Source organism: Nevskia ramosa DSM 11499, from assembly GCF_000420645.1.
Classification (GTDB): Bacteria; Pseudomonadota; Gammaproteobacteria; order Nevskiales; family Nevskiaceae; genus Nevskia; species Nevskia ramosa.
This window is the reverse complement of record NZ_ATVI01000006.1, coordinates 166,521-186,344: the sequence shown is the minus strand read 5'-3', so window position 1 is coordinate 186,344 and position 19,824 is coordinate 166,521. Positions and strand designations below refer to the sequence as shown.

The following is a 19,824-nucleotide window of genomic DNA, read 5'->3' as shown; positions in this document are numbered from 1 at the left end:
GCTGAAGGAAGTTCTGTCTTGTCGATCCGAATCGCAACCCGCGAAAGCCCGCTGGCGCTATGGCAGGCCGAGCACGTCAAGGCGCTGATCGAGCGCACCCATCCCGGCACTGTGGTCACGCTGGTGCCGATGACCACCATCGGCGACCAGCTGCTCGATCGCAGCCTGGCCACTGTTGGCGGCAAGGGCCTGTTCGTCAAGGAACTGGAAACGGCGATGTTCGAGAACCGCGCCGACATCGCCGTGCACTCGATGAAGGACGTGCCTGCGCAGTTGCCGGAGGGTCTGGTGCTGACCGCGTTCCTGGCTGGTGAAGACCCGCGCGATGCCTTCGTCTCCAATCGCTATGCCTCGCTGGACGAGCTGCCCCAGGGCGCAGTGGTCGGCACCGCATCGCTGCGCCGTCAGGCCCAGCTGCGCCAGTTGCGGCCGGACCTGGTGATCAAGGAACTGCGCGGCAATGTCGGCACCCGGCTGCGCAAGCTCGACGAAGGCCAATACGACGCCATCCTGCTCGCCGCTGCCGGGCTGATCCGGCTCAACCTCGCGGCACGCATCCGCGAAAGTTTTGATATGCGCCGCTTCGTACCGGCCTGCGCCCAGGGCGTGGTCGGCATCGAATGCCGGGCCGACGATGTCGCCACCCGCGCGCTGCTGGCACCGCTGCACGATCCGCAGTCGGCGATCCGGCTGGCCGCCGAGCGCGGCCTCAATGCGCGGCTCGGTGGCGCCTGCACCGTGCCGGTCGCCGGCCATGCGGTGATCACCGGCGATCGCCTGCGGCTGACCGGCCTGGTTGCCGCACCAGATGCCTCGGCCTGCGTCCGCGACGAGATCGAAGGCCCGACCTCGGAGGCCGCCGCTCTCGGCGTGCAACTGGCCGAACGCCTGCTCGCCAACGGCGCGCGCGACATCCTCGCCAAGCTCGGCATCCATGCATGAGCAACTCGCGCGACTGGACGGTCTGACCGTCCTCGTCGCGCGGCCGGCGGAGCAGGCGGATGCGCTCTGCGCGTTGATCGAGCAGGCCGGTGGCAGAGTTCTGCGTCTGCCCTTGTTCGAGATCGCGCCCGTAACTGATCCCGCGGCCGCTGCGTTTCGCTTGCAGACCGCGTGTTCGTTCGATCGCTGGCTGTTCACCAGCAGGAATGCCGTCGTTCATGCCGCCGAACTGCTGTCGCCGCCGTGGCCGCCGCTGGCGGCCGTCGGCGCGGTGACCGCTGCCGCACTGACGGGCCTGACCGGCACGGCGGTGCTGGCGCCGGAAGATGGCGATGGCGCCGAAGCGCTGCTGCGTCATCCGGCGCTACAGGAGATCGCCGGGCAGCGCCATCTGATCGTCACTGGCGAGCAGACCCTGCCGCTGCTCGAAGCCGGCCTGCGCGCGCGCAAGGCCGAGGTCGAGGTGCTGGCGGTCTATCGGCGCGTCGCCATCGACCACGCGCCGGAACGGATCGCCGAACTGCTGGGTCAGGCCAACTTCGCGATCATCCCCAGTGGCGAAGCGCTGGCTCGTCTGGCAGCGCTGACGCCGCCTGCCGCGCAGTCCCTGCTGCAAGCGCTGCAACTGGCCGTGCCGTCGCCGCGTGTGGTAGAAACTGCGCGGATTCTGGGCTTCGTGCACCAGCCTCTGCTGCCGCAACGGGTCACCGATGCGGCCTATCTCGAAGTCCTGTTGCGCCACCGCCCCGGCCACTCCCTGAACGCATGACCGAATACGAAGTTCCTGCTCGCGTGACACCAAGCCGTTCGGTTTGGCCCGTTCTGCTGAGCCTGCTGCTGATCGCCGCGCTGGCTGGCACCGGCTACGCGGGCTGGCGGCTGTGGCAGCAGCGCGTTGCGACCGAGGAAACCGTTGCTGCCCAGGACACCTTGCTGCGCCGGCTCAGCCGCCAGCTCGGCGATGCCAGCGCCGAGATCCAGCAACTGCGCCAGCGCCAGAGTGATGTCACCGAAGCGGCGCGCCGCAACACCGACACCCTGGGCTCGCTCGCCAGCCGTGCCGACGACGCCGATGCCACGCTGGCCCGCATCAACACCACCATCCAGGGCGGCCGCAGCCGCGCCCAACTGGTCGCCGTCGAGCAGCTGCTGCTGATCGCCAATGAACGTGCCCGCTTGGCCCATGACGCCAAGGGCGCGGCCGATGCGCTGAGCCTGGCGCAGGATCGCCTCGGCGCACTTGCCGAGCCGCAGCTGTTCGCGATCCGCGAATCGCTGGCCGCCGAACGCGGCGCATTGCAGGCGCTGCCCGGTGTCGATCTCGAAGCCTCGGGCTTGAGCTTGTCCGCGCTGATCCGTCGCGCGCCGCAGTTCCCCCAGCGCTCGCGAACACCGGCGCAGTCTTCGGTCGTCGACTCCGGGCCGTCGCGTGATCTGAAGCCGGCGGGTGACAGCGCCTGGTCGCGCGGCTGGGCTTCGTTCCGCGAAGTGCTCGGCGCGGTGTTCATCCTCCGTCGCAACGACAAGCCGGTGGACCGCCTGCTGCCGCCGGAGCAGGAAGCGCTGGTCGGCCAGCTGCTGCTGATGAAGCTGGAAACCGCGCGCGCCGCACTGCTCGCCCACCAGACCGGCGTGATGCGCGCCACCATCGAGGACGTCGATGCCTTCCTCGACGATTACTACCGCAGCGATGACCCCGCCGTGCTCGGCGCTCGTGCCGAACTCGATCGCCTGCAGAGCCTGGATCTGGATCCGCCGCTACCGGAGCTGGGCCGCAGTCTCGGCCTGCTGCGCGCCTACCTCGACGCGACGCCGCGCTGACCCGTGATCATCGTCTTCCTGTTTCTGCTCGTCGTCTTCGTCGGCGGACTCGTCGCCATCCTGCTGCTGCGGCCGGACACCGGCTATGTCCTGATCAACTACGGCCCGTGGGTGGTCGAGACCTCGCTGGCGGTGCTCGTGTTTGGCGTGGCGCTGTGGTTTCTGGTGGTCTGGCTGGTGGTGCGCTTGTCCGGCTTCGCGTTCCGCCTGCCGACGAGTCTGCGCGAAGCGGTCGATCGCCGCCGCTCCGATCGTGCCCGTGATTCCTTCGAAAACGGCCTGCTGGCCCTGTTCGAAGGCAACTGGGCGCGTGCCGAGAGTGAGCTGGTCAAGCGCGCCAGCGACCATCACGCGCCACATCTGAACTACCTCGCGGCTGCCCGTGCCGCGCAGCGTCAGGCGGCTTCGGATCGTCGCGATCACTACCTGCGTCTGGCGGCGCTGAACAGCCCGGAGCATGAGTTCGCCACCTTGCTGTCGCAGGCTGATCTGCAGCGCAAGCGCGGCGAGTTCGAGGCCACCCGGCAGACCGCGCTGCAGTTGCGCGAGAAAGACCCACGCCATCCGTTCGCGATCGAACTGCTCGCCGAAAGCCATGCTGCGCTCGGTGATTGGAGTGCGCTGCGCGAACTGCTGCTGGAACCGGCCAGCGAAGGCGCGATCATCGTCAAGCGTCGCGAGCAGCTGATGAGCCGGGCGCTGCGCGAGCTGATGCAGCAGGCAATCGACGAGGCCCGCCTGCCGGTGCTGAAAGCGCTGTGGGAATCGGCGGGCACGCAGCGCGAGGACCGCGAAGTGCGCCTGGTCTATGTCCGCGGCCTGGCCCGGCTGAATGCCGATTCCGAAGCGCTGGCGCTGATCGCGCAGGCGCTGTCGGTCGACTGGGATGGCGATCTGGCGCTGCTCTACGGCGATCTGCACGCCAACGATCCGATCGGCCAGCTGGCGACCGTCGAGCAATGGCTGGCGCTGTATGGCGAGAAGCCGGAACTGCTGCAGGTCGCCGGTCACGTCTGCCTCGCTAATAGGCTATGGGGCAAGGCGCGCAGCTATCTGGAAGCGGTACTGGCCGTTGCGCCAACGCCGAAGGCCTGTCTCGATCTGGCCCGCCTCTGTGCCGATACCCAGCAGCCTGAAGAAGCGGCGCTGCATTACCGGCAGGGTCTGGAGCTGGCCGCCGGCAATCGCTGAGCGATCTGGCGTGCGGGTTCCCAAGCCCGTCTGCCTGCGCGACACTCCGGGCACGCGGCCGTTCGAGCCGTGACCGATGGAGGAGCGAACCGATGAGCGAGCCAGAGGAACAGAGATTCACCACGGCGCAGCGCGCGCTGCAGCGGGAGTTCGGTACCGAGATGCTGGCGGACCGGGTGTCGATGATCACCATGCACCCGGAATTGAGCGATCCCGAGAAAGCCTTCATCGGCAGCCGCGATCTGTTCTTCCTGTCGACGGTCGACCCGGATGGCCAGCCCACCTGTTCGTACAAGGGCGGCGCCGCAGGCTTCGTGAAGATCGTCGACAGCGGCACCATCGCCTTCCCGAGCTACGACGGCAACGGCATGTATCTGTCACTCGGCAATCTCAAGACGCACGCCAAGGTCGGCCTGCTGTTCATCGATTTCGAGACGCCGAATCGCCTGCGCCTGCATGGCAATGCCAGCATCGATCCGAACGATCCGCTGCTCAAGGAATACCCGGAGGCCGAGCTGGTCGTGCGGGTGGCGATCACCAATCTGTTCGTCAACTGCCCGCGCTACATCCATCGCTATCAGAAGCTGGGTGATTCGTTGTACGTGCCGAAAGCCGGCTGCGAGACGCCGCCTGCGAAGTGGAAGCGCATCGATGCCTTCGGCGATGCACTGCCAGCGCGCGATCTCGCACCCGTGGCCGCTGCTGGCGGCGCAATCACTTTCGACAAGTACATCGCGGACTTGATGGAAGGCGACGGTTGATGCCGGCGAGCGAGTGCGACCGATGCAGGCACTGATCGTCGGCTGCGGCGATGTCGGCTGCCGCCTCGCGCTGCAACTGATGGCACGCGGCATCACGGTGACCGGCATCGTCCGCTCCGAAGCCAGCGCTGCGGCGCTGGGGCGGCTCGGTATCAAGGCGCAGACAGCTGATCTCGATGCCGATGCAATCGCCGATCTGCCCGCAGCGGACTGGTTGTTCCATTTCGCGCCACCACCGGAAAAAGGCGAGAGCGATCCGCGCCTTGCCCAGGTGCTCGATGCGCTGAACCTGCCGCCTGCGCGGCTCATCTATCTGTCCACCTCGGCCGTCTACGGCGACTGCGAAGGCCGCTGGATCGACGAGGGCGAATCCTTGAAGCCGAAGAGCGCGCGCGGCTATCGCCGGCTCGATGCCGAACGTCGCGCGTTGGCCTATGGCGAGCGTCACGGCATCGCGGCGATGATCCTGCGCGTGCCCGGTATCTACGGGCCAGGGCGCCTGCCACTGCAGAGACTCAAGTCCGGCACGCCGCTGGTACAGCGCGACCAGTCGCCGTACACCAATCGCATCCACGCGGACGATCTGGCGTCTGCGGCGCTACGCGTGGCCGAGGCCGGCGACGCTGGCGCGGCCTACAACGTGTCCGATGGCCAGCCGACGACGATGAGTGACTACTTCTTCCGCTGCGCCGCGCTGCTTGGCCTGCCGGCGCCACCGGAAGTGCCGCTGGCAGTGGCGCTGCAGACGATGTCGCCGATGCTGAAATCGTTTCTCGAAGAATCGAAGCGGCTGTCGAATCGCCGACTGGTCGATCAGCTGGGCTGGCAACCGCAGTACGCGAATCTCGAGGCCGGTCTGCCGATCTGTCTTGTCGATGACAGAGTCGTCAAAGCGTTCGCTGGCCCGGCATAGAATTCGCTGCAACCAAGAAAATCGTTCCAAGCCCCCGGAGAACAGCATGAGCATTGCCCAGGAGTTCAAGAGTTTCGCGATGCGCGGCAACGTCATCGACCTTGCCGTTGGTGTCGTCATCGGCGCCGCGTTCGGCGCCATCGTCACTTCGCTGGTCGGCGACGTGATCATGCCGGTGATTGGTCAGCTGACTGCCGGCGTCGATTTCTCGAAATCGGCGTTCGTGCTGAAGGCCGCCTCGGAAGACGGCAAGACGCCGGCCGTACTGCTCAGCTACGGCAAGTTCATCCAGACGGTGATCAATTTCCTGATCGTCGCCTTCGTGATCTTCCTGGTCGTCAAGGGCATCAACACGATGAAGAAGGCCGAGGCGGCAGCACCGCCACCGCCGCCGGGGCCGACCAATGAGGAAAAGCTGTTGATGGAAATTCGCGACCTGCTCAAGAAGAGCTGAGATCCGAGTTTCAAAATAGCCGGCCTGATCAATCAGGCCGGCTATGAGTCAATCAAGCAGCCAGCGCCATCGGCACCACCAGCTTTTCATTCGCCATCCGCGGCGAAATCTTGCCGCTCTTGCCGGACGGCAGTGACAGCTTGGCGATGCGCTTCCAGGTGCTCAGGGTCTGGCGTGAGAACGAGCCGGTCTTGTACGGCAGACCATGCTTCTCGCAGATCGCGCGGACTTCCGGGGCGATCTCGGCATAGCGATGCGCCGGGATGTCCGGGAACAGGTGGTGCTCGATCTGGAAGCTCAGGTTGCCGCTCATGATGTGCATCAGCTTGCCGCCGCTGAAGTTGGCCGAGCCGAGCAGCTGGCGGACGTACCACTGGCCGCGCGTTTCGTTCTCGATCACCGATTCCGGGAACTGCTCGACGTCTTCCGGGAAGTGGCCGTTGAAGATGACTGCACAGGCCCAGATGTTGCGCGCCAGGTTGGCCAGCACGTTGCCGGCAAACACCATCGGCGCCATCGGGCCGGCCAATAGCGGGAACAGCACGTAGTCCTTGGCGAGCTGCTTGCGCATCTTCTTCCACACCGGCTTGAACTCTTCCTTCAGCTGCGCCGGGGTCTTGGTCTTGTAGATCATCACCTCTTCGAGCTTCAGGTTCTGCACCGCGACGAAGTGCTGAAAGAAAGTGTGCAGCAGCACCGTCAACGGCAGGTTGGCGAGGAAGCGCGGCTCCCACTTCTGATCGGTCGACATACGCAGCAGGCCATAGCCGATGTCATGGTCCTTGTTGAGGACATTGGTGTAGGTGTGATGTTCGTAGTTGTGCGTGATCTTCCAGTTCTTGGACGTATCCGCGCTGTCCCACTCGAAGTTCTTCGAGTTCAGTGACGGATCGCCCATCCAGTCGTACTGGCCGTGCATGACGTTATGGCCGATCTCCATGTTGTCGAGAATCTTCGACACGGACAGCGCGGCCACACCGGCCGGCCAGACTGGCGGAATCATCATCATCACGCGGCCGGCAACTTCGAACTGGCGCTGGCGCTTGATCATCGTGCGGATGTACTTCGCGTCGCGCTCGCCGAGGTCGGCGCGCATGCGGTTGCGGATGGCATCGAACTCGGTGCCGATGGCCGCGAACTGGGCCGGCGTGAGCGAGCTGAAAGTGTTTTTCTGGATGGCGGTCATGAGCGTTCTCTCGTTCAATTCGTGAGTCGTAAATTGGGGGGCTTAGATTTCGATCGTCACGGTGCCGACTGGCACGCTGATGCAGATCTGGATATCGCCTTCGCCGGCATCGCTGATCTCGCCGGTGCGGGTATCGCGCACGCGGCCCGCCGTCTTGCGGCAGGTGCATGCGTGGCAGATGCCCATGCGGCAGCCCGATTCCGGCTTCAGGCCAGCGGCTTCGGCCTGATCGAGCAAGGTGGCGCCGCTGTTCTTGGCGAGACGCTCGCTGCGAGCGAAGCGCACTTCGCCTTCGGAATTGGCGCTGTCGATGACGACCGGCGCGGCCGTGAAGTGTTCGAGATGCAGGCGCTCGGCGATGCGTTCATCGGCCCACAGCTTCTGCACAGCTTTCATCATGCCGGGCGGGCCGCAGAGGAAGGTCTGCGCTTCGGCGTAGTCCGGCACCGCGTCATTCAGGTGCGCGCGGCCGAACAGGCCGCTCAGCTCGCCGCCCTGGTCGGCTTCGACATAGCCGCGCAGCAGCTGCACGTTCGGATGCTTCGCGGCGATCTCGGCCAGCTCGGCAGCGTAGATCTGATCCTTCGCGGCGTTCGAGTAATGCAGGAAGGTAATCTGACCGGCGTGGCCTTCATCGCAGAGCGTGCGCAGCATCGCCATCACTGGCGTGATGCCGCTGCCGCCGCTGATCAGCAGGACTCGCGAAGGACGCGTTTCCGGCAGCGCGAACGTGCCTTCGGCCTGCGACAGACCCACCGTCGTGCCGACCTGCAGCTCCTGCTGGAGATGCCTGGAAACGAAGCCACCGGCATGCGCCTTGGCGGTCAGTTCGATCAGGCCGTCGGCGGCATGCACCGAGTTGGCCGGCGAATAGCAGCGCGTACGGCGCACGCCGTTGATCTCCACCGTCAGACGCACGTACTGGCCGGCGCGGAAGCCCTGCCAGTTGCCGTTCGGGCGCAGCGTCATGGTCACGCTGTCGCCGGTCTGGTAGCGGACTGCGGTCACTTCGGCGCGGACTTCGTTCAGCGAGAAGGTCGGCGCAAAATGCTCCACGTAGCGGTCCACGCCATGCGGATAGGCCAGCGTGGCCGCGATGCGCGAGCTCAGCGCGCGGCGCAGGCCGGTGCTGAAGAAATGGGTACGCGGGGCGGTGGCAGACATGACGGGCTCCTCGGTTGGTGGACGTATGTTCACGCAAGAAGATCGGTATGTCAACAATCGTTCACTGAAAATATCTACCTGTTCACTGATGATTGCCCTTGTCTGGTCAGTGCGCGGGCTGAACGCGGCCAGAACACGGATTTTCAAGGGGTTTCGCTGTTACCATCACGCTTGTACACCGAGGAACAGTGATGAGCGTGCGCAGTCGCCAACCGTCCGGGCCAGAAATTCCGGAATCCGAAGAGGAAGTGTTGCCCGCGCGTGGCCAGCGCAAGCAGCGCACCCGCGATGCGCTGATCGATGCCGCGCTGCAGCTGATGAACGAGGGACGCAGCTTCAATTCCCTGGGTCTGCGCGAAATCACCCGCGTCGCCGGCGTGGTGCCCACTTCGTTCTACCGCCACTTCCGCGATACCCACGAGCTCGGTCTGGTACTGGTCGAGGAAAGCGCGCTGACCCTGCGTCGCATGCTCCGTGAAGCGCGCCGCGCCGGCGCGCCGGTGAAGGACATGATTCGCCGCTCGGTGCAGGTCTATTCGGCCTTCGTGCTGGCCAATCGCCTGCATTTCCTGTTCATCGCCGGGGAGCGCACCGGCGGCTCGCCGGTGATTCGCGGCGCGATCCGCAACGAGGTCGACCAGTTCACCGCCGAGTTGACCCAGGATCTGCGTCATCTGGCGATCTTTCCGCAGCTGACGCCCGAGTCGCTGCAGATGATCTGCAGTCTGGTCGCCAGCACCATGCTCAATGCGGCGACCGACATTCTCGATCTGCCGCCCGGCGAAGCGTCCCAGCCGCTTGAAGACAGTCTGGTCAACCAGCTGCGGGTGATCTTTCTCGGCGCCCAGCTCTGGCGCGACGAGTGATCTGCTGACTAGCTGAAGCGCAGCTTGTAACCGGCGGCCACGAGGTAGCCAGCTTCTAGCTCCAGATCCTCGCGGGTCAGCGGATGACGATCCAGCCAGCCGCTGCGGAATGCCAGTTTCAACTGCTTGCCGCTGGCGCCGAGTTCGAACGGAATGCGCAGCCCCGGCGCCCGTGAGCGATGCAGCACGATTGCAAGCCGGAACAGCACGGCAAGTCTGGCGATCGGCTGCTTCCAGCTTTCCGGCAGATCTTCCAGTGCGCTCTGGGCGAACTTGCCGCGCTGCAGCCGCACCAGGGCGGCGACCAGACGCTGATCGGTCTGCGAGAAGCCGAACAGCTCGGCATTGCGCAGCATGTACTCGCCGTGGCGATGGCTGCCCTCGTGGGCGATGACCAGGCCGATCTCGTGCAGCAGCGCCGCCCAGCGCAGCAGGCGCGCCGAGACTTCGCGATCGAGCTGCCAGGCGTCGTGTGCCTGGTCGAGCAGCTTCAGTGCCGAGCGTTCGACTTCACGCGCCTGTTCGTGATCGACGCCGTAGCGGGTTGCCATCGCATCGACCGAGCGGCTGCGCACGTCGTTGTCGGCAAGCCGGCCGAGCAGGTCGTAGATCAGGCCTTCGCGCAGCGCGTGCTCGGAGGTTTCCATCGCATCGATGCCGAGGCTGTCAAAGACGCCGGCGAGCACCGCCAGCCCGCCGGCGAACACCGGGCGACGATCCTCGCGCAGGCCGGGGAAATCGATCCTGGCGACGTTGCCGGTGCGGATCACCAGTTCCACCGTGCGGTTGACGGCTTCGCGGGTGATCTTCTCTTCGGCCCAGCCCTGAGCGCGGGCCACGCGCCAGACGCCTCGCACGGTGCCGCTGGCGCCGATCGCGACATCCCAGCCGGCGGCGCGGTACTGGCGCTCGACGAATTCCAGTTCGACTCTCGCTGCCAGCCGCGCTTCCTGCATTCGCGCGCGGGTGATGACGCCGTCCGCGAAATAGCGTTGGGTGTGGGTGACGCAGCCGAGCGCCATGCTTTCCATCAGCCGCGGATCGGCGCCTTGACCGATGATCAGCTCGGTGGAGCCGCCGCCGATGTCGACCACCAGCCGTCGCGGCTTGGGCTTGCCAAGGCCGTGGGTGACGCCGTTGTAGACCAGGCGCGCTTCCTCGACGCCGGAGATCACTTCGATCTCGTGCCCGAGCGCTTTCTCGGCCGAGCGCATGAAGCGGCCGCCATCTGCCAGCCGGCGCATGGTGTTGGTGCCGACCACGCGCACCCGCTCGGGCGGGATGCCGCGCAGGCGCTGGCCGAAGCGCTTCAGGCAATCCAGCGCACGGCTTTCGGATTCGGCCGTCAGCATGCGATTGGCATCGAGCCCGGCCGCCAGGCGCACGGCATCGCGCAGACGATCGACGATCTGCAGCTGACCGCCGCTGTCACGGGCCACCAGCATGTGGAAGGAATTGGAGCCGAGATCGACCGCCGCCACTTCTCCGGCTGCCGGATTCGCAGCGGGCTTCGTGCGCTTGCCGGCCACCGTCGTCAGAACGAGGTGATGACCGCTGCCAGCAGCAGCAGCGACAACAGCAGCAGGCAGAGGTAGGACAGGCCGGCACCGATCCGGCGCAGCGGATGCACCGGCGCCAGGCTGAGGCCGATGGCGAAACTGAAGCGGGCGAACAGGAACAGCGCGACCAGCGTGATCAGCATCCCGTTTGCGCCGGCGTAAAGTTCGTAGCAGAGCGACAGGATCACGAATATCGGCAGGAATTCGACCGTGTTCGCGTGGGCGCGGATAGCCCGCAGCAACTCGTGATTGCCGCCGTCGCCGAGCGCGATCCGGTGGCGGCCACGCAGCAGCGATACGCGCAGCGCCAGTGCCAGGATCAGCAGACCGCCAAGCGCAGCGCAGGTGGCAGTCACGGGGATTTGCATGGCAGCACCGGGTCGACGATCGGGCGAGAGGAACGCCGCCGAACTATAACTGAACTCGATGACCAGCCCGATCGTGTCGATGCCCTCTGCCGAACGCAAAAACAGGCTCTGAAACAGCCGGTTTTATTGACGCAAGCCCCGGATTCGCCGACCATACCGCCCGCTGCGCGGCTGCTCTTCGCGCACTGCCACGATCCTAGGAGACACCCTGATGATTTCAGTGCGATGGGGCCTGATTGCCCTCACCGCCGCCCTGACCTGCACCGCTGCCAACGCCGAAGGCGACGCCGCAGCGGGGAAGGTCAAGGCTTACACCTGTTACGGCTGCCACGGCATCGTGAACTACACGAACGTGTACCCGAGCTACCACGTGCCGAAGCTCGGTGGGCAGCATCCGGAATACATCGTCGCTGCGCTGAAAGCCTACAAGTCCGGTGAGCGTCCGCACGCCACCATGCACGCACAGGCTGCCAGCCTCAGCGATCAGGACATGGCCGACATCGCCGCCTATCTGACCAAGGCCCCGGAAAAGAAGTGAGCACGACGATGAACTCCCGTCCCTCGAAGTTGCTGTCCTCGATCGCCGTTGCGCTGCTTGGCCTGTCGGCCATCGGCGTCGCCTCCGCCAACGAAGAAGCCGCTGCCCCGGCTGCTGCCGCAGGCGGCAAGCCTGCCCAGGTCGGCGTCTGCGCTGCCTGCCACGGCGAAAACGGCGTCAGCTCGTCGCCGCTGTTCCCTAACCTTGCCGGCCAGCATCGCAGCTACCTCGAAGTGGCCCTGAAGGGCTACAAGAGCGGCGCCCGCAAGAACGCCGTGATGGGCGGCCAGGCTGCTGGTCTAAGCGATGCCGACATCAAGGCGCTGGCGGTCTGGTACTCCAGCCAGAAGCCGGTGCTGTACACGGTCAGCCCGGAAGGCGAAGCCAAGAAGTAACAGCTTAGGCTGATCCAACCGGCCCCTCGCTTGTGCGACGGGCCGGTTTTTTATTGCCCGGTCTCCGTCGATGACCTTCAGAAACGAACAACCCCGCGCGCGGCGGGGTTGTTGTACAGCCGCTTGAGCGTTGTCGCTTATTCGTCGAGGAACGAACGCAGGTAGTTCGCGCGTGACGGGTGACGCAGCTTGCGCAGTGCCTTCGCTTCGATCTGACGAATGCGCTCGCGGGTGACATCGAACTGCTTGCCGACTTCTTCCAGCGTGTGGTCGGTATTCATGTCGATGCCGAAACGCATGCGCAGAACCTTGGCTTCGCGAGGTGTGAGCGAGGCCAGTATCTGATGCGTGGCTTCCGCCAGGCTCTGCGAGGTCGCCGATTCCAGCGGCGAGACGGCCGCCGTGTCTTCGATGAAATCGCCCAGATGCGAATCTTCGTCGTCGCCGATCGGGGTTTCCATCGAGATCGGTTCCTTGGCGATCTTGAGGACCTTGCGAACCTTGTCTTCCGGCATTTCCATCTTGATCGCCAGCTCTTCAGGCGTGGGCTCGCGGCCCATCTCCTGCAGCATCGTGCGGCTGATGCGATTGAGCTTGTTGATCGTTTCGATCATGTGCACCGGGATGCGGATGGTGCGCGCCTGATCGGCGATCGAACGGGTGATCGCCTGACGAATCCACCAGGTGGCATACGTCGAGAACTTGTAGCCGCGGCGGTATTCGAACTTGTCCACCGCCTTCATCAGGCCGATGTTGCCTTCCTGGATGAGATCGAGGAACTGCAGGCCGCGGTTGGTGTATTTCTTGGCGATCGAGATCACCAGGCGAAGGTTGGCTTCGACCATTTCCTTCTTGGCGCGGCGAGCCTTGGCTTCACCGACCGTCATGCGCCGGTAGATGTCCTTGATCTCGTCGATCGACAGCAGGTTGTCGCCTTCGATCTGGGTCAGCTGGTCCTGCAGCAGCTTGATGTCATCCTTCTTGGTCGCCAGCGCCGCCGAATACTTGCGCTTGGCGCGGATGGCCTTTTCCAGCCAGCCGAGATCGGCCGTGCCGCCTTCGCGGTACTTGACCAGGAATTCTTCGCGCGACATGCCGCATTCGGCCACGCAGATGCGCAGCACCGAACGCTCGATCGAACGGATCAGCTCGACCTTGTTGCGCAGGTTGTTGGTGACTTCGACGACGATCTTCGGCGACAGCCGGAAGGTCATGATCAGATCGGCTACCGCGGCGCGGCGAGCCTGCGTCTTCTTGCTGGCGGTACCGAGGCGGAGCAGCGAATCCCAGGCCTCGTCATAGAGCGCCTGCAGCTTGCCGAAGTTCTCCGCGCACAGGACCGGATCCGGACCCGTATCGACGGCTTCCTCTTCTTCCTCTTCAGCAGCGCCTTCGACCACTTCCGGCTCGATTTCGGCGACTTCCGGCGGCAGCACTTCTTCAGGCGCAGCTGGCACCGGTGCGTTCGGATCGAAGAAGCCGACCACGACTTCGGCCAGACGCTTCTTGCCGTTGACGGCGTTGTCGTACTGTTCGAGCAGGATCGCCACCGTTTCCGGATAGCTGGCCATCGCATACAGCGCTTCGCCCAGGCCTTCCTCGATGCGCTTGGCGATACGGATTTCGCCCTCGCGATCAAGCAACTCGACCGAGCCCATTTCGCGCATGTACATGCGCACTGGATCGGTGGTGCGGCCGAACTCGGAATCGCTGGCGGCAAGCGCGGCAGCGGCTTCCTCTGCGGCTTCCTCGTCGTCCTCGGCGGCGGCAACGGCCGGCTCGCTGAACAGCTGGGCCTCGGTGTCCGGGGCTTCGTCATGGACCGGAATGCCCATGCCCTGGATCATCGTGATGACGTCGTCGATCTGCTCCGAATCGACGATTTCAGGCAGGCTGTCGGACACTTCGGCAAAGGTCAGGAAGCCCTTTTCCTTGCCGAGCGCGATCAGGTTCTTGATCTGGGATTGCTGGTCAGCTGCTGCCATCTGAATACTCTTGCGTGAAACCGGCGTGTGTGGCGTCGGTCAAGAACTGCGCAGTTTACTGGATTAGGCGGTCAATCAGCCAGCCAGATGCGCAGAAATGGGGGCAAGGTCGGCGCTTGCAAGCGCCGCGCATCCGCTCGTTGCCGGCCGGCGTAAGTGTTCGGGACGACATCAGAGCACGACCCCAATGACCATCTTCACGGTTTTTCGTTCGATTTCCGGCATTGCCGTGCTGCTGGCGGGCTTGGCATCAGCCGCGGCAATGGCTGCTCCGCGCAACGAGTCTGCAGCCACTGCGGCCGGTCTGGCACTGGTTGAAGCCGCCGCCAGCGGACGCGTCGACGAAGCGTTCAAGAGCGCAGCGACGCTGGGTCGCGCGAACGACTCGGCCCTGGCGATAGCGCTCGATGTGCAGCAGCGCGCGCTGACCCCGGCCAGCATCAGCCTCGGCGCGTCGAGGGGGCCGGTCCGGCTGCAGCCGATCGAAGCGACGATCTTCAGCGGCTGCATCAACCGGGAATATCGCGCGGTCTACGCTGGTGGCGAGCAGCGCTGGCGCCTCAAGTTCCGGCGCGGCGCTGGCGGCTGGGCACTTGCCGATCTGGCCGTGATCAGCGAACCGTCGAGCTGAGGCCGGTCAGGGTCGCTGCATCAGCGCCATCAGTTCGGCCTGCTCGGCCGGTTCCAGCGAGCGCTCGCGGGCAGTATCGAGCAGTGCCTGCTGACGTTCGCGGATCGCCCGCTTGCGCAGATGCGTCAGGCAGTCGAGAAATTCCGCCTCCAGCGAGGCGTCGGCGATGGTCAACGGCATGGCACTGATGCGAGTAAGTGCTGCGCCACGGGCGGTGCCGCGATGCAGTTCCAGCCATTGTGCAGCATGAGCCTCCGGGTTCTCGCGAAAGAACTCGATGGTGTCGATCAGGATGTCCAGGCCGGGCTGGGCGAGCATCTCGATCTGGCCGAGATGTTCGGCTTTCGACGCCAGGGCCGGCTCTTCGAGCAGCAGTTGCAGCGCGATGCGCACCGGCTTCGCGCCCGGGCTTTCGACTCGTCGCGCGTTGTCGTTCGGTGCCGAGGAGGCTGCAGCTTCGGGCTTCGCTCTGGCCGCCAGGGCCGCTTCGAGATCGCCGCGGCCAAGACGTGTCAGCCGCGCCAGTTCATCGACGATCAGGGCGCGCAGCGGCCCATCGCGCAGCTTCTCGACATGCGGGCGGGCGAGGCCTGGCAAACGGGCGCGGCCATCAAGCGTAGCGATGTTGACCTGCTTCTGAAGCTCGCCGAGCAGGAAGTCCGATAGCGGCTGCGCCTGCTCGATCAGCACGCGGAAAGCGTCGGCGCCGATTTCCTGGACCAGCGAATCCGGATCGTGACCGTCCGGCAGGAACATGAAGCGGCATTCGCGGTTGTCGAACACTTCCGGCAGCGCCTGTTCCAGCGCGCGCCAGGCGGCCGAGCGGCCGGCACGGTCGCCATCGAAACAGAACACCACGCGCTGGGTCGACTTGAACAGCAGGGTCAGGTGCTCGCGCGTGGTCGCCGTGCCGAGCGTGGCGACCGCGTTGCGGATGCCGTGCTGGGCGAGCATGACCACATCCATGTAGCCCTCGACGACCAACAGCGACGTCAGCTCCGATTTCGTCGACTGCTTCGCTTCGAACAGGCCGAACAGGTTGCGGCCCTTGTGGAACAGCGGCGTCTCGGGCGAGTTCAGATACTTCGCCGGATCGTTCGCCAGGGTGCGGCCACCGAAGCCGATCGTGCGGCCGCGGGTGTCGCGGATCGGGAACATCACGCGGTTGCGGAAGCGGTCATAGGCACCGCCACCACTGTCGCGCTCGATCAGCAGGCCGGCGTCCATCGCATGCTTGCGCTGGCCGTCGGCCTCGGGAAACAGGCGAGTCAGCGCATCCCAGGATTCGGGTGCGTAGCCGACGTTGAACAGCTTGGCGGTCTCGCCATCGAGGCCGCGCTTCTTCAGATAGTCGATCGCCGGTTGATGCGTGCGCAGCTGGCCGCGGTAGAACTTCTCGGCGACCGCCAGCGCATCGAGCGGCCCATCGAGCACCAGGCGGCTGACTTCGTTGCCACCTTCGCGGGGGACGTCAACACCGGCGCGCTTGGCCAGTTCTTCGACCGCTTCGACGAAGCTCAGGCGATCGTTTTCCATCAGGAAGGTGATCGCCGTGCCGTTCTTGCCGGACGAAAAATCGAAGAACATCTGCTTCGCCGGATTGACGAAGAACGAGGGTGATTTCTCGTTGGTGAACGGCGACAGGCCCTTGTACTCTCGGCCGGCACGCTTCAACTCGACCCGCGAGCCGACCACTTCGACGATGTCGATGCGCGTCAGCAGGTCTTGAATGAAGGCGTCTGGAATGCGGGACATGGCAACAGTGTCCAGTGACTAGCGTTCAGTGGCTAGTCGGCGGCAACGAATCAATGTTCGACCGCCAGCTACAAGCTTGCAGCTTTATCCCAGCTTGGCCTTGATCAGCCCGGACAGCTTGCCCATGTCGGTCTTGCCGGCAACCTGCGGCTTCAGCCAGGCCATGACCTTGCCCATTTCCTTCATGCCGACGGCACCGGTTTCGCTGATGCCCTGAGCGATCAGTGCGCCGACTTCCTCATCGCTCAACTGCTGCGGCAGATAGCCGGTCAGCACGACGATTTCCGCTGCTTCAATGGCGGCGAGATCCGGCCGGTTACCGGCGAGGAACTGCGATTCGGAATCGCGACGCTGCTTGAGCATCTTTTCGAGCGTGGCGATCACCACTGCATCGGTCAGCTCGACGCTGTCGACGACTTCGCGATTCTTCATTTCCGAAGTCAGCATGCGCAGCACGCCGAGGCGCGCCTTGTCGCCGGCCTTCATCGCCAGCTTCACGTCTTCGGTGATGCGGGTCTTGAGATCGGTCATGGGAAGGCGCCTGAATATGGAATCGGGAAAAACACAAATCGCGCCCAGAGGCGCGATTTGGAGTGCTTTTTATTGAACAGTCCGCGCCAAGAATGGCGCGGCACTGGTCAGAGCGGCAGATTCGCTTAGTACAGCCGGATCTGCTTCGAGGTTTCGCGGGAAACCTTCTTGGCCTGACGCTTCACGGCAGCAGCGCGCTTGCGCTTGCGTTCCTGGCTCGGCTTTTCGAAGAATTCCTTCTTGCGGAGGTCGGTCAGAACGCCGGCCTTTTCGCAGGTACGCTTGAAACGGCGAAGAGCAACTTCAAAGGGCTCGTTATCGCGGACGCGGACATTCGGCATCAGTTCACTCTCAACAGCGGACAAAAACGGAATTAGGGAAGCACTCCGATCAGCAGGCAGATCAGGAGGGGCGCAAAGTCTAGTCAATCGTCGGCTGTAAAGCAACGCGCCATGCCCCACAATGCTCGGCATGCGCGTTCTCGGCCTTGAAACCTCCTGCGATGAAACCGCCGCTGCCATCTATGACGGCGAGGCGGGCCTGCTTGCCCATGTCCTGCACAGCCAGGCGGCAATGCATGCCGAGTATGGCGGCGTGGTTCCGGAACTGGCGGCACGAGACCACGTCGGCCGCATCCAGATGCTGGTGGCTGCCGTGCTTGCCGAAGCAGGCCTGGCCGCGTCCGAACTCGACGGCATCGCCTACACGGCCGGCCCTGGCTTGATCGGCGCGCTGCTGGTAGGGGGTGCGTTCGCGGCAGGTCTGGCCGCTGCCATCGAAAAGCCGCTGCTGCCGATCCATCATCTCGAAGGTCATCTGCTGGCGCCGATGCTGGAAACGCCGCGCCCGCAATTCCCGTTCGTGGCGCTGCTGGTTTCCGGCGGCCACACGATGCTGGCGCGCGTGGATGGCGTCGGCCGTTACGAGATTCTCGGCGAGACGCTCGACGATGCCGCTGGCGAGGCTTTCGACAAGACGGCGAAAGCGCTGGGCCTGCCATATCCCGGCGGCCCGGAGCTGGCGAAGCTGGCGAAGGACGGCCGGCCCGGCGTGTTCCGCTTCTCGCGACCGATGACCGATCGCCCCGGGCTCGAGTTCAGCTTCAGCGGGCTGAAGACCGCGGTGCTGAACCAGCTGAAACCGGACTTTGACAGCCAGGCCAAGGCCGATCTCGCCCGCGCCTTCGAGGAAGCGGTGACCGACACTCTGGCGATCAAGTGCGAACGCGCGCTCGATGCCACCGGCCTGAGTGCGCTGGTCGTCGCTGGCGGCGTCGGCGCCAACCAGCGTCTGCGCGCGCGCCTCAAGGTTGCGACCGACAAGCGCGGCGCCGGTCTGTTCTTTCCGCGCCCCGAGTTCTGCACCGACAACGCGGCGATGATCGCCTACGCGGGCTGGGCGCGGCTGTCTGTCGGCGAGCGCAGCGCTGGCCTGCCAGCGCGCGCACGCTGGCCGCTGCATGAACTGCGCGCGCCTGCACCCGCAACTGCCTGATCGTCGCTTCTTCTGCGCCTCAGTCCCAAACCCACGTCACCACGATCCGACTCATGCCGCTCGACACCGTCTTCATCCAGGCACTGCAAATCGAAACCATCATCGGCGTTCACGCCCATGAGCAGAACGCACCGCGTCCGCTGCTGATCGATCTGGAGATGGGCACCGATATTCGCGAAGCAGCATCGAGCGACCGCATCCGCGATGCCATCGACTACAGCGCAGTCGCCGACGCGATCATCCGGCTCGCTGCCGAGCGCCGCTTCCAGTTGCTGGAAACCCTGGCTGAAACCCTGGCGCGGATGCTGTTCGAGCGCTTTCCGATCGCCAGCCTGCGGATGACCATCGGCAAGCCTGGCGCGGTCGATGCGGCGCGGACGGTCGGCGTGCGCATTGATCGCCGGCGCGAGGATTACGCCGCCTGCGGCGTGCGCTGACGGTTATCCTGTCGGCCCGTCTCTTTCGTCGAGCGCGCGTCATGAAGAAACTGCAACGCATCGAGCTGCTGAAGGATTTCATCCAGGAAGCCGTCGATCGCGGCGCGACTTCCGTGCAAGCGGTGCACGAGTACATCGCCGATCTGCCGTTCGAAGCGCTGGAGCAGACCGGCCTGCTGACCGAGGACAAGACCGGACTGCGCCAGAAGCAGCAGCAGACCATCGGTGTCGTCTACGACGCGATCCGCCGCATCAACCGCGAGATCGGCCAGCTGATTTCCGATCAGTTCGAGAACATCGAAGAGTCGACCGAGGCTGCTTCGCGCATGGCGCCGGAGCCGCCCGCCAAGCCCGCCGCGCCGCGCAAGGCGACGGCATCCAAGGCCGCCAAGAAGGCAGTCAAGAAAGCTGCGCCCAGCAAGGCAGCAGCGAAAAAGAAGGCTGGCTGAGCAGCCTCTTCAGCCTGCGCTAGTCGCAGACCGGCAGCAGCACGCCGCGTGACACCCAGGCGCCGGCCTTGCGCTCGAACTGGTAGGCCGTCGAGCCGCCGCAGCCCGGGTTGACCAGGCTGTTCGAGGGATCGCAGACCATCACCTGATCCTTGCCCTGGCTGAACCACAACACCTCAGCGTTATCGGGGAGATTGGCGCGAACCAGCAGTTCGCTGCCATCGGCGGGCGTGGCGGAGAGCCGTGACCAGCCCGGGCCGGCAATCGCTTCGCAATCCTGAGTGCCGCGCGAGGCGCAGCCAGCAAGGACGAGAGCGGCGGTGATCAGCAATGCAGTTCGGAACACGCGGCAGATCCTTGTTTGAAGTTTGACCAGAAGCCCGT

23 protein-coding genes are annotated in these 19,824 nt (G+C 64.9%); 14 read left to right on the top strand and 9 right to left on the bottom strand.

The annotated features are described in order from the left end of the window. Positions 1–18 precede the first annotated feature (18 nt). The 7 genes from hemC (at position 19) to mscL (ending at position 6,082) form a co-directional block, all read left to right on the top strand. Positions 19–942, top strand: coding sequence for a hydroxymethylbilane synthase (gene hemC, locus G513_RS0107690; protein ID WP_022976247.1), 924 nt, complete (start codon positions 19–21; stop codon positions 940–942). Further along, positions 935–1,711, top strand: a complete 777-nt coding sequence (locus G513_RS0107685) for a uroporphyrinogen-III synthase (RefSeq protein WP_022976246.1) — start codon at positions 935–937, stop codon at positions 1,709–1,711. Before hemC ends, G513_RS0107685 begins: the two co-directional genes overlap by 8 nt. Continuing rightward, positions 1,708–2,763: a uroporphyrinogen-III C-methyltransferase gene (locus G513_RS0107680; protein ID WP_022976245.1), complete on the top strand. Its 1,056-nt coding sequence runs from the start codon at positions 1,708–1,710 to the stop codon at positions 2,761–2,763. Before G513_RS0107685 ends, G513_RS0107680 begins: the two co-directional genes overlap by 4 nt. 3 nt (positions 2,764–2,766) lie before the next feature. Further along, positions 2,767–3,954 (top strand): heme biosynthesis HemY N-terminal domain-containing protein, encoded by a 1,188-nt coding sequence (locus G513_RS0107675; protein WP_022976244.1) that lies wholly within the window; start codon positions 2,767–2,769, stop codon positions 3,952–3,954. A 92-nt stretch (positions 3,955–4,046) separates the two neighbouring features. Beyond that, positions 4,047–4,715 (top strand): pyridoxamine 5'-phosphate oxidase family protein, encoded by a 669-nt coding sequence (locus G513_RS0107670; RefSeq protein ID WP_022976243.1) that lies wholly within the window; start codon positions 4,047–4,049, stop codon positions 4,713–4,715. 22 nt (positions 4,716–4,737) lie between these two features. Beyond that, the gene (locus G513_RS0107665; protein WP_022976242.1) at positions 4,738–5,628 is read left to right on the top strand and encodes an SDR family oxidoreductase; all 891 of its coding nucleotides are present in this window, start codon (positions 4,738–4,740) and stop codon (positions 5,626–5,628) included. A gap of 46 nt (positions 5,629–5,674) precedes the next feature. After that, entirely contained in the window at positions 5,675–6,082 is a 408-nt protein-coding gene (mscL, locus tag G513_RS0107660; RefSeq protein WP_022976241.1) for a large-conductance mechanosensitive channel protein MscL, read from the top strand. 52 nt (positions 6,083–6,134) lie between these two features. On the opposite strand, the gene G513_RS21965 is transcribed toward mscL, so the two are convergent. Then, positions 6,135–7,268, bottom strand: a complete 1,134-nt coding sequence (locus G513_RS21965) for a fatty acid desaturase family protein (RefSeq protein ID WP_022976240.1) — start codon at positions 7,266–7,268, stop codon at positions 6,135–6,137. 42 nt (positions 7,269–7,310) lie between these two features. Continuing rightward, the gene (locus G513_RS0107650; protein ID WP_022976239.1) at positions 7,311–8,432 is read right to left on the bottom strand and encodes a ferredoxin reductase; all 1,122 of its coding nucleotides are present in this window, start codon (positions 8,430–8,432) and stop codon (positions 7,311–7,313) included. Positions 8,433–8,623: 191 nt separating this feature from the next. On the opposite strand from G513_RS0107650, the gene fabR reads away from it, so the two are divergent. Further along, a complete protein-coding gene (fabR, locus tag G513_RS0107645) occupies positions 8,624–9,298 on the top strand; it encodes an HTH-type transcriptional repressor FabR (RefSeq protein ID WP_022976238.1) in 675 nt (224 codons plus the stop codon). A gap of 8 nt (positions 9,299–9,306) precedes the next feature. On the opposite strand, the gene ppx is transcribed toward fabR, so the two are convergent. Together ppx and G513_RS0107635 are read right to left on the bottom strand one after the other, a co-directional pair. Beyond that, positions 9,307–10,827: an exopolyphosphatase gene (gene ppx, locus G513_RS0107640; RefSeq protein ID WP_022976237.1), complete on the bottom strand. Its 1,521-nt coding sequence runs from the start codon at positions 10,825–10,827 to the stop codon at positions 9,307–9,309. Positions 10,828–10,832: 5 nt separating this feature from the next. Then, entirely contained in the window at positions 10,833–11,225 is a 393-nt protein-coding gene (locus tag G513_RS0107635) for an MAPEG family protein (RefSeq protein WP_028475265.1), read from the bottom strand. A gap of 211 nt (positions 11,226–11,436) precedes the next feature. Here G513_RS0107635 and G513_RS0107630 point away from each other — a divergent pair, with 211 nt between their 5' ends. Then, positions 11,437–11,763, top strand: a complete 327-nt coding sequence (locus G513_RS0107630) for a c-type cytochrome (protein WP_022976235.1) — start codon at positions 11,437–11,439, stop codon at positions 11,761–11,763. Positions 11,764–11,771: 8 nt separating this feature from the next. Beyond that, positions 11,772–12,158, top strand: coding sequence for a c-type cytochrome (locus G513_RS0107625; RefSeq protein WP_033417493.1), 387 nt, complete (start codon positions 11,772–11,774; stop codon positions 12,156–12,158). A gap of 137 nt (positions 12,159–12,295) precedes the next feature. Here G513_RS0107625 and rpoD read toward each other — a convergent pair whose 3' ends face one another. Then, on the bottom strand, positions 12,296–14,143 hold the full coding sequence (gene rpoD, locus G513_RS0107620; RefSeq protein ID WP_022976233.1) for an RNA polymerase sigma factor RpoD: 1,848 nt from the start codon (positions 14,141–14,143) through the stop codon (positions 12,296–12,298). A 187-nt stretch (positions 14,144–14,330) separates the two neighbouring features. Between rpoD and G513_RS0107615 the strand changes: the two genes are divergently transcribed. Then, on the top strand, positions 14,331–14,774 hold the full coding sequence (locus G513_RS0107615; RefSeq protein ID WP_022976232.1) for a hypothetical protein: 444 nt from the start codon (positions 14,331–14,333) through the stop codon (positions 14,772–14,774). Positions 14,775–14,780: 6 nt separating this feature from the next. Here G513_RS0107615 and dnaG read toward each other — a convergent pair whose 3' ends face one another. From dnaG to rpsU, 3 genes are all read right to left on the bottom strand, one after another. Continuing rightward, positions 14,781–16,529, bottom strand: coding sequence for a DNA primase (gene dnaG, locus G513_RS0107610; RefSeq protein WP_022976231.1), 1,749 nt, complete (start codon positions 16,527–16,529; stop codon positions 14,781–14,783). Positions 16,530–16,613: 84 nt separating this feature from the next. Beyond that, positions 16,614–17,060: a GatB/YqeY domain-containing protein gene (locus G513_RS0107605; protein WP_022976230.1), complete on the bottom strand. Its 447-nt coding sequence runs from the start codon at positions 17,058–17,060 to the stop codon at positions 16,614–16,616. A gap of 125 nt (positions 17,061–17,185) precedes the next feature. Next, complete coding sequence (gene rpsU / locus G513_RS0107600) at positions 17,186–17,401, bottom strand: 30S ribosomal protein S21 (RefSeq protein WP_022976229.1); 216 nt, start codon at positions 17,399–17,401, stop codon at positions 17,186–17,188. Between the two features lie 130 nt (positions 17,402–17,531). Here rpsU and tsaD point away from each other — a divergent pair, with 130 nt between their 5' ends. From tsaD to G513_RS21960, 3 genes are read left to right on the top strand one after another with little or no spacing between them, the layout of a single operon-like run. Next, the gene (tsaD, locus tag G513_RS0107595; RefSeq protein WP_028475263.1) at positions 17,532–18,554 is read left to right on the top strand and encodes a tRNA (adenosine(37)-N6)-threonylcarbamoyltransferase complex transferase subunit TsaD; all 1,023 of its coding nucleotides are present in this window, start codon (positions 17,532–17,534) and stop codon (positions 18,552–18,554) included. Between the two features lie 53 nt (positions 18,555–18,607). Further along, complete coding sequence (folB, locus tag G513_RS0107590) at positions 18,608–18,991, top strand: dihydroneopterin aldolase (RefSeq protein ID WP_022976227.1); 384 nt, start codon at positions 18,608–18,610, stop codon at positions 18,989–18,991. Between the two features lie 41 nt (positions 18,992–19,032). Next, positions 19,033–19,440 carry a hypothetical protein gene (locus G513_RS21960; protein ID WP_022976226.1) on the top strand — a complete coding sequence of 136 codons (408 nt, stop codon included), beginning with the start codon at positions 19,033–19,035 and terminating at the stop codon, positions 19,438–19,440. 19 nt (positions 19,441–19,459) lie between these two features. On the opposite strand, the gene G513_RS0107580 is transcribed toward G513_RS21960, so the two are convergent. After that, positions 19,460–19,786, bottom strand: coding sequence for a hypothetical protein (locus G513_RS0107580; protein ID WP_156891482.1), 327 nt, complete (start codon positions 19,784–19,786; stop codon positions 19,460–19,462). Positions 19,787–19,824 lie beyond the last annotated feature (38 nt).